Source organism: Micromonospora andamanensis, from assembly GCF_016863495.1.
GTDB classification, from domain to species: domain Bacteria; phylum Actinomycetota; class Actinomycetes; order Mycobacteriales; family Micromonosporaceae; genus Micromonospora; species Micromonospora andamanensis.
On the sequence record NZ_BOOZ01000027.1, the window covers coordinates 1 to 15,621 of the forward strand.

Here is a 15,621-nt window from a genome sequence, read left to right on the forward strand (position 1 = left end):
CCCCAGCCTGAAACGCCCACGAGAAGACAGGACAGCTCAGCCCGACGCCACCAACTCCACCTCGTACCCCTGTCCGTCCGCCAGATACCCGGCGTACGTGTCGGGCCCGCCGGCGTACGGGTGACGGTCGGCGAAGAGCAACTCCCAGCCGTACGCCGGAGCCTGCTCGACCAGCCGGTCCACGGCGGCGGGCGAACCGGCGTGGAAGGCCAGGTGGTTGAGTCCCGGGGCGAGCCGGTCGTGACTGCGGCCGGTGAGGGCGGGTGACGCCTCCAGCACCAGGTACGTCGGGCCGAGTCGCCAGGAGTGGCCGACCGGCCACTGCTGGAACGACGTCCAGCCCAACTCGCCGAGCAGCCAGCCCCAGCTACGCATCGCGGCGGTCAGGTCGGGTATCCAGACCTCCACGTGGTGCAGTGCACCGAGCGTCACCGGCCTCCGCCCGGCACCCATAGCACGTCTCCGTCCGGATTTGCCGTTCTTGACAGGATAAAGAGCAGATCCGAAAGGCGGTTGAGATACTTTGCCGGGAGGTGGCTGGTCCGGTCGGGGTCGTGTGCGATGAGCGCCCACGCCGACCGCTCGGCGCGCCGGGCGATCGTCCGCGCCGCGTGCAGCAGCGCCGCGCCCGCGGTGCCGCCGGGGAGGATGAAGGAGTCGAGCTTGCTCAGGCGCGCGTTGTACTCGTCGCACCAGCCCTCAAGGCGCTCGACGTACTCCTCCGTGACCCGCAGCGGCGGGTACTTGGGGTCCGGTTCGACAGGGGTGGACAGGTCGGCGCCCACGTCGAACAGGTCGTTCTGGATCGACCCCAGTACCCGGCGCAGCTCGTCGTCGAGCTGGCCCAGGGCGAGTGCCACGCCGAGCGCGGCGTTGCACTCGTCGACGTCGGCGTACGCGGCGATCCGTGGATCGTTCTTCGGCACCTGCTCGTTGTTGCTCAGCCTGGTCATGCCGGCGTCGCCGGCCTTGGTGTAGATGCGCGTGAGGTGGACGGCCATGACGCACAGCCTACGGATACCGGACCTGACGATCCCGGCACGGCCGGACACCGGCGCGGGGTGGCCCTCGGGTGTCGGCCCGGGTGACGCCGGTGACGCCGCGGTCGCCGATGTCGACGTCATCCGGGTACGCGGTGGCGCCCGACTGGCCGGCACGGTGCACGTGGTGGGCGCGAAGAACTCGGCGTTGAAGTTGATGGCCGCCGCGTTGCTCGCCCCCGGCCGCAGTGTGATCACCAACGTGCCGCGGATCACCGACATCGCCATCATGGGTGAGGTGTTGCGCCGCCTCGGCTGCGGCGTACGGTTCGACGCCGACGACCCGGTGGACCCGATGGTCACGGGCGGCGGGGTGGCCCGGTCCCGCTCGGTCACCATCGACGTGCCGGAACAGCCGGGCGTCGAGGCCGACTACGACCTGGTCCGCCGGCTGCGGGCGTCGATCTGCGTGCTCGGTCCGTTGCTGGCCCGCCGGGGCTACGTGCGGGTGGCCCATCCCGGTGGCGACGCGATCGGTTCGCGGGGTCTGGACATGCACATCTCCGGGCTGACCCGGATGGGTGCCGACATCTCCGGTGAGCACGGTTTCGTGATCGCCTCGGCGCCCGACGGGCTGCGGGGCGCGGAGATCGTGCTGGACTTCCCCAGCGTCGGTGCGACCGAGAACCTCGTCATGGCGGCGGTGCTGGCCGAGGGCACCACCGTGATCGACAACGCGGCCCGGGAACCGGAGATCGTCGACATCTGCACGATGCTCCAGCGGATGGGTGCGCTGATCGACGGCGAGGGGACCTCGACCATCACCATCGTCGGCGTACCCCGGTTGAGTCCGGTCCGGCACGCCACGGTGGGGGACCGGATCGTCGCGGGGACCTGGGCGTTCGGCGCGGCGATGACCCGTGGCGACGTCACCGTGACCGGTCTCGACCCCGCGTTCCTGGAGGTCGCGCTCGACAAGCTGGTGACGGCCGGCGGCATGGTGGAGACCCAGGCGGACAGCTTCCGGGTACGCATGGACGACAGGCCCCGGGCGGTGGACGTGGTCACGTTGCCCTACCCGGGCTTCGCCACCGACCTGCTGCCGATGGCGATCGGGCTCGCGGCGCTCAGTGAGGGCGCGTCCCTGATCACCGAGAACATCTTCGACGGCCGGTTCATGTTCGCCAACGAGATGATGCGGCTGGGCGCGGACATCAAGACCGACGGGCATCACGCGGTGGTACGTGGCCGGGAGCGGCTCTCCGGCGCTCCGGTGCGGGCGACCGACATCCGGGCCGGTGCCGGGCTCATCATCGCCGGGCTCTGCGCGGACGGGGTGACCGAGGTGTCCCACGTGCACCACGTCGATCGGGGCTACCCCGACTTCGTGTCCGACCTGCGGGCACTCGGCATCGAGGTGGAGCGGGCCACCGCACCTGAGGAACCCGAACTGACCATCTGAGCCGCCTCAGCGTGACCGGCAATCGCCTCCACCGCCCTATTGCCGGTCACGCTTAGCCATCGTTCAGCCCCGCCGACTAGGGTGCAGACAGACACTCATTCGCAGCGAGGGAGTAGCAGCATGGCGGGTCGACTCGCGGTCGTCGGTGCCGGTCTGATGGGTTCGGGCATCGCCCAGGTGGCGGCGCAGGCGGGCTGGCAGGTGGTGCTGCGGGATCTGGACGAGGCGGCGACGACGCGTGGTCTGGACGGCATCCGGCGGTCGCTGACGAAGTTCGCCGAGAAGGGGAAGCTCACCGACGACGAGGTCGAGGCGGCGCTCGGGCGGATCACCACCACCACCGAGCTGGAGGCGGCCGGCGACGCGGACATCGTCATCGAGGCGGTCTTCGAGAAGTTGGAGATCAAGCACGAGGTGTTCCGCGCGCTGGACAAGATCTGCAAGGCGGACGCGGTGCTGGCCACCAACACCTCGGCGATCCCGGTGACCCAGATCGCCACGGCCACCGAGCGGCCGGAGGCGGTCGTCGGCACCCACTTCTTCTCGCCGGTGCCGATGATGAAGCTCTGCGAGCTGGTGCGTGGCTACAAGACCAGCGACGCCACGCTGGAGCGGGTGAAGTCCTTCGCCGAGGAGATCGGCAAGACCGTCGTGGTGGTGAACCGTGACATCGCCGGCTTCGTCACCACCCGGCTGATCTGTGCGCTGGCCATGGAGGCGGTGAAGCTGGTCGAGGCGGGCGTCATCTCCGCCGAGGACCTGGACACCGCCTGCCGGCTCGGTTTCGGGCACGCGATGGGTCCGCTGGCCACCGTCGACCTGACCGGTGTCGACGTGCTGTTGAACGCGACCCGCAACATCTACACCGACACGGCCGACGAGAAGTTCTTCCCGCCGGAGCTGTTGCAGCGCATGGCCACCGCTGGCGATCTGGGCCGCAAGACCGGCCAGGGCTTCTACTCGTACTGAAGCCGCTGTGGGGGGAGGGCCCGGTCGGGCCCTCCCCGTGGCTCAGCCGTCGCGGCGGGTGGTCCAGCGGAAGGTGGTCAGGCAGAGCACCAGACCGATCACGCACCAGACGCCCAGCACCACTGCGACCCGGGTCAGCTCGAACGAGCCGCCGGGTTCGTCCGCGCCGAAGCTCTCCGGCAGGAACACCGCCCGCAGCCCCTGGCACATCCACTTGAGCGGGAACAACGCCGCCACCTGCTGCATCCAGGACGGCAGGTTGGTGAAGACGAAGAAGACCCCGGAGATGAACTGGAGCACCAGCGCCACAGGCGTGACCACAGCCGAGCCGCTGCGGGCGGTCCGGGCCAGCGACGAGATGGCGATGCCGCAGAGCGTGCAGGCGGTCACCCCCAGCGCGCTGACCCAGCCGAAGGTCAACCAGGCAGTGGTGGTGGTCGGCAGCTCCAGGTCGAACAGCGTCACCGAGACCGCGAGCAGCAACGCGGTCATCACGACGCCGGTCACCAGCACCATGATCACTTTTCCGGCGAACCAGACCCACTTCGGCATCGGGGTGCCCCGGTAGCGCTTGAGCACGCCCCGGTCCCGCTCGATCGGGATCCAGATACCGAGGTTCTGGAAGCTGACGGTCATCAGGCCGGTCGCGATCATGCCGGTGATGAAGTACTGCGTGTAGCTCACCCCCGGCGCGATCTCCTCGTCGAAGATCGAGGCGAAGATCAACACCATGATCAGGGGGAAGCCCAGCGTGAACACGACGGACTCGCGGCTGCGCAGGAACTGCCGGATCTCCAGCCGCCCCTGACGCAGGGCGAGGCCGGTCGGGCCGCTGCGCCGGGCCGGGGCTGCCGCGCTGACCGGGGGCGCCGGTTTCGTCGTGGTGGTCATCGGTGTCCGATCATCGTCAGGTAGATGTCCTCAAGGGTGGGCCGGGTGACGGTCAGGCCGGGCACCTCACCGCCGAAACGCGCGGCGAGGTCCGCCACCAGCGCCGTCGGCGTCGCGCTCTGCGCGCTGTCAAGCGTGCCGTCCGGGGTACGCCAGGAGACCGTGGCCAGCGCCTCCTGCCGGTTGCCGAGGCGGTTCGGTGCGGCGACCTCGATCAGCCGACCACCGGAGATCACCCCCACCCGGTCGGCGAGCGCCTCGGCCTCGTCCAGGTAGTGCGTGGTCAGCACGATCGTGGTGCCGGCCGCGGCGAGATCGCGGATCAGCTCCCAGAACTCCCGCCGAGCCTCCGGATCGAAGCCGGTGGTCGGCTCGTCGAGGAAGAGCAGCTCCGGGCGGCCGACGATGCCGAGCGCCACGTCGAGCCGGCGCTTCTGGCCGCCGGAGAGGGTGTGCGTACGGGCGCGTGCCTTGGCGGTCAACCCGACCCGCTCGATCACCTTGTCGGGGTCGTCGGCGTCGGCGTAGAAGCCGGCGAAGTGGTGGACCACCTCGGCGACGGAGAGTTCGTCGAACTCCCCGGTGCCCTGGAACACGATGCCGACCCGCCCTCGCCAGTCGCGTGTCGGGTGGGCCGGGTCGACGTCCAGGACGCGTACCTCGCCGGCGTCGCGCTGGCGGTAGCCCTCCAGGATCTCGACGGTGGTGGTCTTGCCGGCGCCGTTCGGCCCGAGCAGGGCGAACACCTCACCCCGGTGGACGTCCAGGTCCAGGCCGGCGACCGCGAGGCTGTCGCCGTACGTCTTGCGCAGCCCTCGGACGCGGATCGCGACGTCGTCACTCATGCCGTCAAGTGTGCGGCCCGCCGGGGCCCAGCGTCCGCGCCGGGGGTGGTGGCAGCTGTGTGGTTTTGCACAACCCGCTCTACTGGACGGTAACTTAAACTCCGGCCATGGACGAGAAGGCACTCCCGGGCCGGCTGCCGGAACGCGACCGCCCCTGGGTGATGCGCACCTACGCCGGGCACTCCTCCGCCGCCGCGACGAACGCGCTCTTCCGCCGCAACCTGGCCAAGGGGCAGACCGGCCTGTCGGTCGCCTTCGACCTGCCCACCCAGACCGGGTACGACCCCGACCACGAACTCGCCACCGGCGAGGTCGGCCGGGTAGGCGTGCCGGTGGCGCACCTGGGCGACATGCGGGCGCTCTTCGACGGCATCCCGCTTGCCGACATGAACACCTCGATGACCATCAACGCGCCGGCGATGTGGCTGCTCGGCCTCTACGGCACTGTCGCCACCGAGCAGGGCGCCGAACTCGCCAGCTGTGCCGGCACCACCCAGAACGACATCATCAAGGAGTACCTGTCCCGGGGGACGCACATCTTCCCGCCGGCCGCCTCGCTGCGGCTGACCGCCGACGTGGTCGCGTACGCCCTGCGCGAGATGCCGCGCTGGAACCCGGTCAACATCTGCTCGTACCACCTCCAGGAGGCCGGGGCGACTCCGGTGCAGGAGGTGGCGTTCGCGTTGGCCACGGCGGTGGCGGTGCTCGACGCGGTGCGCGACAGCGGTCAACTGCCGGCGCAGCGGATGGGTGACGTCGTGCAGCGGATCTCGTTCTTCGTCAACGCCGGGGTGCGTTTCGTCGAGGAGATCGCCAAGATGCGCGCGTTCGGCGCGCTGTGGGACGAGATCACCCGCGACCGGTACGGCGTCGAGGACCCGAAACAGCGCCGCTTCCGCTACGGCGTGCAGGTCAACTCCCTCGGCCTGACCGAGGCCCAGCCGGAGAACAACGTGCAGCGCATCGTGCTGGAGATGCTGGGGGTCACCCTCTCCCGCCAGGCGCGGGCGCGGGCGGTGCAGCTGCCGGCCTGGAACGAGGCGCTCGGGCTGCCCCGCCCCTGGGACCAGCAGTGGTCACTGCGCATGCAGCAGGTGCTCGCGTACGAGTCGGACCTGCTGGAGTACCCGGACCTGTTCGACGGCTCGCACGTGATGACAGCGCTTGTCGACGAGATCGTCACCGGTGCCCGGGCCGAACTGGCGACGGTGCTGGAGATGGGCGGGGTGGTCGCCGCCGTGGAGAGCGGATACCTCAAGAGCGCCCTGGTGGCCTCGCTGGCCGGGCGGCGGCGACGGATCGAGGCCGGCAGCGACGTCGTGGTCGGCGTCAACCGCTTCACCGAGACCGAATCGTCCCCGCTGACCGCCGCCGGCGCCGAGGCCGTCGTACAGGTCGATCCCGCGGTGGAGGTCGCCGCCTCGGTGGCCGTACGGGCCTGGCGGGCCGATCGCGACGCGGCGGCCGTGGACGCGGCACTGGCCCGGTTGCGCGCGGACGCCGCGACCACGACGAACCTGATGGCGGCCACCCTGGAGTGCGTCGGTGCCGGGGTGACCACCGGCGAGTGGGCGGCGGCGCTGCGCCAGGTTTTCGGCGAGTACCGGGCCCCGACCGGGCTGGCCGGCGGGTCCGCGAGCGGTGGCGACGAGGGTCTGGCCGAGGTGCGCGCGCGGGTCGCCGCCACCGCCCGCGAGCTGGGCAGCGGGCGGCTGCGACTGCTCGTCGGCAAGCCCGGCCTGGACGGGCACTCCAACGGCGCGGAACAGATCGCGGTACGCGCCCGCGACGCCGGCTTCGAGGTCGTCTACCAGGGCATCCGGCTCACCGCCGGGCAGATCGTGGCCGCCGCGGTGGAGGAGGACGTGGACCTGGTCGGGCTCTCCGTGCTCTCCGGCTCGCACCTGGCGGCGGTGCCGGCGGTGCTCGACGGGCTGCGGGCCGCCGGCCGACCGGACCTGCCGGTGGTGGTCGGCGGCATCATTCCCGCCCGGGACGCCGAGCAGCTGCGCGTCGCCGGGGTGGCGCGGGTGTTCACCCCCAAGGACTTCGCCCTGACCGGCATCATCGACGAACTGGTCACAGTCATCCGCCAGGCGAACGAGCTGTGACGCCGCGGATCCCGGCGCGCTGCCGGGATCCGCGCGGACGAGGCGTCAGCGGTGGCTGTAGGTCATGCAGTCGGCCAGGTCGGCGTCGGGGCCGACCTTGATCCCCGGTGCCTGGCACTCCAACTGCTCGTTGTGCCGGCAGTCGGCGCGCTGGCACGCCCCGACCTGGGCGATCTGCCCGTCGGCGCCGGCCCGGACGGCGGGCATCTCGATGAAGGTGTGGCAGTGGGCGTGGTCCATGCTGCCGATGGTGATCGCGAAGGCATGGCAGTCGCCTGTGTGGTTGTACGCGCACGCGGCGACCACACACTCCTGGACCCGGGGCATCTCCATAGCTGCGGTCATGACCCAACCTCCTCCGTTGATTGCCCCAATTTTAGGCTTTAGGGCGGGTTGAGGTGGCGATTCGGTCGAGCCCGACGGCCAGCGGTCAGACGCGGAAGCCCGCCTCGCGTGCCGCCTGCCGCTCCCGACGCCGGTCCGCCCGGCGGCGCAGCAACCACGGCAGGACGAGTACCAGGGCGGCCAGGAAGGCGAGCACCAGCACCGGCAGGATGATCGCGACGAGCGACATGACCACGCTCGTGGCGTCCTCGGCGGTGCTCGCCACCGGCGCGCCCACGCCGGCCGTGGCCGCATTGATCACCGGCCGGGCTGTCGACTTCAGCAGATGCACGCCGAGCGCGATGAGCACCCCGACCAGCACCGGCAACCACTGGCCGCCACCGGCGAAGAAGCTGTCCGGGTCACTGACCGTCACGGTCTCCGACGCGGAACCGGCCCCGAACGCCAACCCGCCAGCCGTCGGTCGGACGACCGTCTGCACCACGTCGTTGATGTGGTCCACCACTGGCACCTTGTCCGCCACGACCTCGACGACGAGCAGCACCGCGAGGATGCCGAGCACCCACTCGTTGCCGAGCCACTGCCACCCGCCAGGCAGGTCGATGACGCTTGTGTAGCGGGCCAGCGCACCCATGAGGAGAAGCGGGATGTAGGCGTTCAACCCCGCCGAGGCGGCGAGGCCGGTACCGGTGAGTATTTCGAGCACGATCACAGCATCGCACCGGCACGCCAGCGCCGCTCGGTGGCGATGGTCGGTGACTCCGCTACCCTGCTCGGGTGCGGTTGGTGATTGCGAAATGCTCGGTGGACTATGTCGGACGGCTCTCGGCCCACCTGCCGCCGGCGACCCGGCTGTTGATGGTGAAGGCGGACGGGTCGGTGTCCATCCACGCCGACGACCGGGCGTACAAGCCGTTGAACTGGATGAGCCCGCCGTGTCGGCTGGAGGAGGCACCCGGCGTGTGGCGGGTGGTCAACAAGGCCGGCGAGGAGCTGCGGATCACCCTGGAGGAGATCTTCCAGGACACCTCGTACGAGCTGGGTGTCGATCCCGGGCTGCGCAAGGACGGCGTGGAGGCGCACCTCCAGGAACTGCTGGCGGCCAACCCCGAGACGCTTGGCGACGGGTTCACTCTGGTCCGTCGGGAGTACATGACCGCGATCGGCCCGGTCGACCTGCTCTGCCGGGACGCCAACCAGGGCACTGTCGCGGTCGAGGTGAAGCGCCGTGGCGAGATCGACGGCGTGGAGCAGCTCACCCGCTACCTGGAACTGCTCAACCGGGATCCGCTGCTCGCCCCGGTCGCCGGGGTATTCGCCGCGCAGGAGATCAAACCGCAGGCGCGGGTGCTCGCCACCGACCGGGGGATCCGCTGCGTGGTGGTCGACTACGACCGACTGCGCGGCATCGAGCGCGACGAGCTGACGCTCTTCTAGGCCACGCCCCGGTCACCGGCCGTAGAGCAGCTTGACCGCCTTCACCAGCCGGGCGACGTCGGCCGGGGTGCGGTCGAACGTGGTCGAGGGCAGCACGGACGGGCCCCGGCGGCGGGTCACGGCCTTGGGCCGGGCGAACTCGCGCAGCCCGTCCTCGCCGTGGATCCGGCCGAAGCCGGACTCGCCGACCCCGCCGAACGGCAGGGTGGACATGCCGGCGAAGGTCAGCGTCGAGTTGACCGAGGCCATGCCGGAGCGCAACCGCCTGGCGATCGCCACCGCACGCCGCTGACCGAAGACCGAACCACCAAGCCCGTACGGCAGGGCGTTGGCCCGGGCGAGCGCCTCGTCGACGGTGCGGACCCGGTTGACGGTAAGGGTGGGTCCGAAGGTCTCCTCGCGTACGGCGGCGGCGTCTTCCGGCACCTCGACAAGCACTGTCGGGTGCGCGTACGGCGGTTTCACCGCGTCCGGTCCGCCGAGGACCGCACGACCGCCACGGGCCACCGCGTCCTCGATGTGTCGCCGGATCACGTCGAGTTGGCTCGGCATGGTGATCGGACCGATGTCGGCGTCCCCGGGGCCGACGGTGAGCCGGCCGGCGCGCTCGACGACCTTGTCGACGAACGCGTCGAAGACCGGCTCCACGGCGTAGGCCCGTTCGATGCCGATGCAGGTCTGCCCGGCGTTCGTCATCGCTCCCCAGACGCAGGCTTCGGCGGCGGCGTCCAGGTCGGCGTCGACGTCCACGATCATGGCGTCCTTGCCACCGGCCTCCAGCAGCACCGGGGTCAGCGACTCGGCGCAGGCCGCCATCACCTTCTTGGCGGTGGCGGTCGAGCCGGTGAAGGCGAGCTTGTCGACACCGGCCCGGCACAGGGCCGCGCCGACGTCACCGAGGCCGTGCACCGCGGTGAGCACCGGGTGCTCGGGCACCACCTCGGCGAAGCTGTCGACGAGCCACTGACCGACCACCGGGGTGTACTCGCTCGGCTTGAAGACCACCGCGTTGCCGGCTGCCAACGCGTACGCGATGGAACCGATGGGGGTGAAGACGGGATAGTTCCAGGGCCCGATCACGCCGATCACGCCGTGCGGCTGGTACTCCAGATGGGCCGAGAACTCCGCCAGGACGAGCCGTGAGCGGACCCGCCGGGGGCCCAGCACCCGCCGGGCGTTACGGGCCGCCCAGTCGACGTGCTCCACGGCGGTCACGATCTCGACGAGTGCGTCGGCGACCGGCTTGCCACCCTCGGTGTGCATCAGGCCGGCCAACTGTTCCATCCGCTGCGCGAGCAGCCGCCGCCAGCGCAGCAGCCGCTCCCGCCGCCCGGTGTAGCCGAGCCCGGCCCACCACTGGCCGGCCGCGCGGGCCCGCTCGACGGCGCGTTCGACGTCCACAGCGCTCGCGACCGGAACGCGTCCCGCTTCGTCGCCCGACGCCGGGCTCGTCGAGATCAGGTGCTCGTGCTGGATCGTCGGGGTGCCGGGGGGGCGCACAGCCGTCATGGCGGAAGTCTAGACGCGAGAATTACTCGCCGGTAGGGGTGGGGAAACGGGCGAATCCTCCCGGCCGTCCGGGCTGTTGAATCGGACGAACCGCTCAGTCGGCTCGCCAGTTCCGTCGCGGGCCGTCGTGGAAGATGTGAACGCAAAGCACCCGGACGGTTACCGGTGGGCATCCGGCTGGATGGTGAAGGTGGATACCCGGCGGTGACACGCTGACCGGGACCGTCGCACGGGTGGAGGGGCTGACACGTCCATGGAGGAACATCCGCAACTGATGCCGTTGCTGACGGTGGCCGCCGGGCCGATGCGGGGGCAGCGCTTCCGGCTGCCGCACCGACCGCAGGTGATCGGCCGCGATCCTGCTGTCGACATCGTGGTGCACGATCCACACCTGAGCCGTCGACACGTCGAGATCTGGCGGGCCGGTGAGGGGGCCTCGCTCGTGGATCTCGGTTCCACGAACGGCACCTGGGTGAACGGCGTCCGGGCCACCGAGATCATCCGGCTCAGCGACGGCGACGTGATCCGGATCGGCGTTACCGAGCTGAGATTCTTCGATCCGGCAGTGGCCCGGACGGACCCGGTCGGCCTGAGTTTCGAACTGCCCCGGCAGGAGCGGCGGTCCCCCCGCCCGCTGCCCGCCACTGTCGCGACGCCCGTGGTGCCCGGGCCGGCCGGCGCACCGTACGCGGCAGCCGTGGGCGGCATCCACCGCTGACGACCGGGGTGCGGGGCTGCGGGCTGGCGGCCATCCACGCTCCGTACACGGACGTGGTCGCCCGCCACTCACCCCGCTCCGATACGTGGTTGCCGGCCACATGGACCGGCGGTGTCGGTGGTGGCACCATGCACCGGATGGAGACCCAGCAGCAGGTCGTCACCGCGAACGGAATCACCCAGGCCGTCCGGGTGGCCGGCCCCGTCGACGGGGTACCGGTGCTGCTCGTGCACGGCAACTGTTCCTCGGCCGCCTTCTGGGAGCCGCTGGTGCGGCGCCTACCGGAGACGATGCGGGTGGTGGCGCCGGACCTGCGCGGCTACGGCGCCACGCAGACCGCCCCGGTCGACGCCAACCGGGGCCTCACCGACTTCGCCGACGACGTGGCGGCGTTGCTCGACGAGCCGTCGCTCTTCGCCGAGGGTGCCCGGCCCGTGGTGGTCGGCCACTCGCTCGGTGCCGGGGTGGCGATGCGCCTGCTGGTGGAGCGCCCCGACCGGATCGCCGGTCTGCTGCTCGCCGCGCCGGTGTCGCCGTACGGCTTCGGCGCCACCCGCGACCTGGCCGGTACCCCGACCACGCCCGACCTCGCCGGCTCCGGCGCGGGCACGGCGAGCGGCGACTTCGTCGCGCGGCTGGCCGCCGGTGACCGCAGCGCCGAGGCGCGGACCAGCCCGCGCAGCGTGCTGCGGGCCGCGTACGTGGCGGACCCCGGCTGCCTCGGCGAGGACGAGGAACTGCTGCTCGACAGCGTGCTCTCCACCGCGACCGGCCCGGACAACTACCCCGGCGACGCGACGGGCTCGCCGAACTGGCCGGGCAGCGCGCCTGGCGGTCGTGGCGTGCTCAACGCGCTCGCGCGGTTCCGGGTCGCCGAGGAACTGGTGGCCGTCACGCCGAAACCTCAGGTCACCTGGATCCGCGGTGACGCTGACGTGATCGTCTCGGACACCTCGCTGTTCGACCTGGCGCAGCTCGGGGCGCTGGGCGTGGTGCCCGGCTGGCCCGGGCCGCAGGAGTGTCCGCCACAGCCGATGATCGGGCAGACCAGGGCGGTGCTCGACAGGTACGCCGAGGCCGGCGGAACCTACCGGGAGGTGACGCTGCCCGGCTGCGGGCACAGCCCACACCTGGAGCGCCCGGCGGAGTTCGTCGCGGAACTGCTCACCCTCGCCGGGGTCGACCCGGTCTGACCATCCGGCCGCCCGCGACCATTCGGTACCGGGAATCGGGCATCGGTGACATGTGCCACGGCGTCTCGACAACTGTGCGTCACGTGGCAGACTCGCGCGCATAACCTTAGCGGCCGTTCACGTCTGGCCGTGTCGTTGCGTACAGGGGAGGCCGGGTCGTGGCGCGCGAGTTCACCAGCGTGGGTGTGGTGGGGCTGGGCACCATGGGTGCCGGCATCGTCGAGGTCTTCGCCCGCAACGGCATCGACGTGGTGGCGGTGGAGATCTCCGACGCCGCGCTCGACCGTGGCCGGGCGAACCTGACCGGCTCCACGGACCGGGCGGTGGCCAGGGGCAAGCTCGCCGAGGCCGACCGGGACGCCCTGCTGGCCCGGGTCGACTTCGCCGTCGGGCTGGACGCGCTGCACTCGGTGGACCTGGTGATCGAGGCGGTACCCGAGCACCTCGACCTCAAACAGCGGCTCTTCGCCGAACTGGACCGGGTCTGCAAGCCCGAGGCCATCCTCGCCACGAACACCTCGTCGCTGAGCGTCACCGAGATCTCCGTGGCCACCACGCGCCCCAACCAGGTCGTCGGCATCCACTTCTTCAATCCGGCCCCGGTGATGAAGCTGGTCGAGGTGGTACGCACGGTTGTCACCTCCGCCGACGTGGTGGCCGACGTGGAAGCGCTCTGCGCACGACTCGGCAAGGTCGACGTGACGATCAGCGACCGGGCCGGGTTCATCGCCAACGCGCTGCTGTTCGGCTACCTCAACCACGCCGTCGACATGTTCGAGTCCCGGTACGCCACCCGCGAGGACATCGACGCGGCGATGAAGCTCGGCTGCGGACTGCCCATGGGTCCGCTCGCGCTGATGGACCTGATCGGCCTGGACACCGCGTACGAGATCCTGGACACCATGTACCGGCGTGGTGGCCGGGACCGCCGGCACGCGCCGGTGCCCTTGCTCAAGCAGATGGTGACCGCAGGACTGCTCGGGCGGAAGTCCGGCCGGGGTTTCTACACCTACGAGCGGCCCGGCTCGCCGAAGGTCGTACCGGACGAGCAGACGCCGACCACGACGGAGCCGACGCTTACCGACGCGGTCCTGACCAAAGTCGGCATCGTGGGTTCCGGGACGATGGCCACCGGGATCATCGAGGTCTTCGCCAAGGCCGGCTACGAGGTCGTCTCGGTGACCCGGGGCGCGGAGCAGTCGGCGAAGGTCTTCGAGGCGGTGCAGACCTCCCTCAACAAGGGCGTGGTCCGGGGTCGGCTCAGTGAGGCCGACCGGGACGCCGCGCTCGGCCGGATCAACTGGTCGGCGACTCTGGAGCACCTGGCCGACGTCGATCTGGTGGTCGAAGCGGTGGTCGAGGAACTCAGCGTCAAGAAGGCCCTCTTCGCCAGCCTGGACGAGATCTGCAAGCCGGGCGTGGTGCTGGCGACCACCACCTCCTCGCTGCCGGTGATCGAGGTGGCGATGGCCACCCAGCGCCCGGCCGACGTGGTGGGTCTGCACTTCTTCAACCCGGCCCCGGCGATGCCACTCGTGGAGATCGTCCGGACGATCCGTACCTCGGCCGAGACCATCGCCACCGCGCAGGCCGTCAGTGCCACAGTGGGCAAGACCGGGGTGGTCTGCGGCGACCGGTCCGGTTTCATCGTCAACGCGCTGCTCTTCCCGTATCTCAACGACGCGGTACGGATGCTGGAGGCCAGCTACTCCACCACCGACGACATCGACCACGCGATGAAGCTGGGCTGCGGTTACCCGATGGGCCCGTTCGAGCTGCTCGACGTGGTGGGCCTGGACGTGGCACTGGCCATCCAGCGGGAGCTGTACCTGGAACTGCGCGAGCCCGGTTTCGCTCCGGCGCCGCTGCTGGAGCATCTGGTCACGGCGGGCTACCTGGGCCGCAAGACCGGTCGTGGCTTCCGCGACCACACCCGCCGCTGACCGGGTCGCGGCCGTCCGCCCGTACGCTTGACGACGTGAGTCCCCGTCGCAACCGTCCCCGCCGTGACGACGCGGTGCACCTCGACACCGAGCGCGCCCGACACGGCGTCGCCGCGGTCCAGCAGTGGCGGGACGGCGAGTGGCAGGTACGCGGCATCAGCGGCGGGGCGTCCGCCAAGACATACCGCTGTCCCGGGTGTGACCAGGAGATCCGGCCCGGCGTGGCGCATGTCGTGGCCTGGCCGGCGGACGGCCAGGGTGACCTCACCGACCGGCGGCACTGGCACACCGGCTGCTGGCGTGCCCGCGACCGGCGGGCCCCGGTGATCCACCGCGGGCGGCGGAACGGGAGACTGGAGGCATGAGCACACCGATTCGTGCCTCCTCGATTCTGCCGGGGCACCGGGAGGACATCGAGCTGCACACCGCGGATGACCTGCGGTTGGTCGGCGAGCTGGCCCGACCGGTGGACCGGGAACCGGCCGCGACAGTGGTCTGCCTGCACCCGCTGCCCACCCACGGCGGGATGATGGACAGCCACGTGTTCCGCAAGGCGGCCTGGCGCCTGCCCGCCCTGGCTGACCTGGCTGTGCTCAGGTTCAACACCCGGGGCACCAGCAGCGTGCGCGGCACAAGCGAGGGCAGCTTCGACTCCGCCGTCGGCGAGCGCTTCGACGTCGCCGCCGCCATCGAGTACGCCGAGTTCCACGAACTGCCGAACGTCTGGCTGCTGGGCTGGTCGTTCGGCACCGACCTGGTGCTGCGCTACGGCTGCGATCCGGCGGTCACCGGCGCGATCCTGCTCTCCCCGCCGCTGCGCTACTCCGGGCGGTCCGACCTGGCCCAGTGGGCCGAGTCGGGCAAGCCGCTCACCGCGCTGGTGCCGGAGTTCGACGACTACCTGCGCCCGGAGCAGGCCCGCGAGAAGTTCGTTGCGGTGCCGCAGGCCGAGGTCGTCGGCGTACCCGGTGCCAAACATCTCTGGGTGGGTGACGCCGAGACCGTGTTGGACGAGGTGGTCAGGCGGGTCAACCCGGCGGTGCCGGTGCCGCTGCCGACCACCTGGGACGGCCCGATGGAGACCGGCGACGCCAGCGCGTACGCCGACCGCACGGTCGCCGCGTTCGCCGACACCCCGGTCTCGGGTCCACCGCAGCGCCGGGCCGACTGAGATCCGTCGCAGCGCCGGGCCTGAGGCCGATGCTGGCCTGCCTCTGG

General features: G+C 70.9%; 16 protein-coding genes. 9 read left to right on the forward strand and 7 right to left on the reverse strand.

Annotated features, from left to right (window positions below; all coding sequences use genetic code 11):
* Positions 1–36 precede the first annotated feature (36 nt).
* Positions 37–453 (reverse strand): VOC family protein, encoded by a 417-nt coding sequence (locus tag Van01_RS21515; RefSeq protein ID WP_204010553.1) that lies wholly within the window; start codon positions 451–453, stop codon positions 37–39.
* Positions 429–1,001: a cob(I)yrinic acid a,c-diamide adenosyltransferase gene (locus Van01_RS21520; protein ID WP_204010555.1), complete on the reverse strand. Its 573-nt coding sequence runs from the start codon at positions 999–1,001 to the stop codon at positions 429–431. Before Van01_RS21520 ends, Van01_RS21515 begins: the two co-directional genes overlap by 25 nt.
* Between Van01_RS21520 and murA the strand changes: the two genes are divergently transcribed.
* Together murA and Van01_RS21530 are read left to right on the forward strand one after the other, a co-directional pair.
* Positions 1,000–2,442 (forward strand): UDP-N-acetylglucosamine 1-carboxyvinyltransferase, encoded by a 1,443-nt coding sequence (murA, locus tag Van01_RS21525; protein ID WP_204010557.1) that lies wholly within the window; start codon positions 1,000–1,002, stop codon positions 2,440–2,442. The two genes, Van01_RS21520 and murA, sit on opposite strands and share 2 nt — an antisense overlap.
* Positions 2,443–2,562: 120 nt before the next feature.
* The gene (locus Van01_RS21530) at positions 2,563–3,411 is read left to right on the forward strand and encodes a 3-hydroxyacyl-CoA dehydrogenase family protein (protein ID WP_204010559.1); all 849 of its coding nucleotides are present in this window, start codon (positions 2,563–2,565) and stop codon (positions 3,409–3,411) included.
* Positions 3,412–3,453: 42 nt separating this feature from the next.
* Here Van01_RS21530 and Van01_RS21535 read toward each other — a convergent pair whose 3' ends face one another.
* Both Van01_RS21535 and Van01_RS21540 read right to left on the reverse strand, forming a co-directional pair.
* On the reverse strand, positions 3,454–4,302 hold the full coding sequence (locus Van01_RS21535; RefSeq protein ID WP_204010561.1) for an ABC transporter permease: 849 nt from the start codon (positions 4,300–4,302) through the stop codon (positions 3,454–3,456).
* Positions 4,299–5,147 (reverse strand): ABC transporter ATP-binding protein, encoded by an 849-nt coding sequence (locus Van01_RS21540; RefSeq protein WP_204010563.1) that lies wholly within the window; start codon positions 5,145–5,147, stop codon positions 4,299–4,301. The genes Van01_RS21535 and Van01_RS21540 overlap by 4 nt, the downstream gene beginning before the upstream one ends.
* 107 nt (positions 5,148–5,254) lie before the next feature.
* Between Van01_RS21540 and Van01_RS21545 the strand changes: the two genes are divergently transcribed.
* Positions 5,255–7,258: an ethylmalonyl-CoA mutase gene (locus tag Van01_RS21545; RefSeq protein WP_204010565.1), complete on the forward strand. Its 2,004-nt coding sequence runs from the start codon at positions 5,255–5,257 to the stop codon at positions 7,256–7,258.
* 45 nt (positions 7,259–7,303) lie between these two features.
* Here the strand turns inward: Van01_RS21545 and Van01_RS21550 are convergent, their stop codons facing one another.
* Positions 7,304–7,603: a DUF1540 domain-containing protein gene (locus Van01_RS21550; RefSeq protein ID WP_099850135.1), complete on the reverse strand. Its 300-nt coding sequence runs from the start codon at positions 7,601–7,603 to the stop codon at positions 7,304–7,306.
* Between the two features lie 85 nt (positions 7,604–7,688).
* On the reverse strand, positions 7,689–8,309 hold the full coding sequence (locus tag Van01_RS21555; protein WP_204010567.1) for a DUF4126 domain-containing protein: 621 nt from the start codon (positions 8,307–8,309) through the stop codon (positions 7,689–7,691).
* A gap of 71 nt (positions 8,310–8,380) precedes the next feature.
* Here Van01_RS21555 and nucS point away from each other — a divergent pair, with 71 nt between their 5' ends.
* Positions 8,381–9,040 (forward strand): endonuclease NucS, encoded by a 660-nt coding sequence (nucS, locus tag Van01_RS21560; RefSeq protein WP_099850137.1) that lies wholly within the window; start codon positions 8,381–8,383, stop codon positions 9,038–9,040.
* A 12-nt stretch (positions 9,041–9,052) separates the two neighbouring features.
* Here nucS and Van01_RS21565 read toward each other — a convergent pair whose 3' ends face one another.
* The gene (locus Van01_RS21565; RefSeq protein ID WP_204010570.1) at positions 9,053–10,549 is read right to left on the reverse strand and encodes an aldehyde dehydrogenase family protein; all 1,497 of its coding nucleotides are present in this window, start codon (positions 10,547–10,549) and stop codon (positions 9,053–9,055) included.
* A gap of 253 nt (positions 10,550–10,802) precedes the next feature.
* Here Van01_RS21565 and Van01_RS21570 point away from each other — a divergent pair, with 253 nt between their 5' ends.
* The 5 genes from Van01_RS21570 (at position 10,803) to Van01_RS21590 (ending at position 15,574) form a co-directional block, all read left to right on the forward strand.
* Positions 10,803–11,267, forward strand: a complete 465-nt coding sequence (locus Van01_RS21570) for an FHA domain-containing protein (RefSeq protein ID WP_204010573.1) — start codon at positions 10,803–10,805, stop codon at positions 11,265–11,267.
* Positions 11,268–11,395: 128 nt separating this feature from the next.
* Positions 11,396–12,460 carry an alpha/beta fold hydrolase gene (locus Van01_RS21575; protein ID WP_373306276.1) on the forward strand — a complete coding sequence of 355 codons (1,065 nt, stop codon included), beginning with the start codon at positions 11,396–11,398 and terminating at the stop codon, positions 12,458–12,460.
* Between the two features lie 158 nt (positions 12,461–12,618).
* Positions 12,619–14,403: a 3-hydroxyacyl-CoA dehydrogenase family protein gene (locus Van01_RS21580; RefSeq protein ID WP_204010581.1), complete on the forward strand. Its 1,785-nt coding sequence runs from the start codon at positions 12,619–12,621 to the stop codon at positions 14,401–14,403.
* 74 nt (positions 14,404–14,477) lie between these two features.
* Complete coding sequence (locus Van01_RS21585; protein WP_204010814.1) at positions 14,478–14,768, forward strand: Rv1322 family protein; 291 nt, start codon at positions 14,478–14,480, stop codon at positions 14,766–14,768.
* Positions 14,765–15,574, forward strand: a complete 810-nt coding sequence (locus tag Van01_RS21590) for an alpha/beta hydrolase (RefSeq protein WP_204010583.1) — start codon at positions 14,765–14,767, stop codon at positions 15,572–15,574. The genes Van01_RS21585 and Van01_RS21590 overlap by 4 nt, the downstream gene beginning before the upstream one ends.
* Positions 15,575–15,621 lie beyond the last annotated feature (47 nt).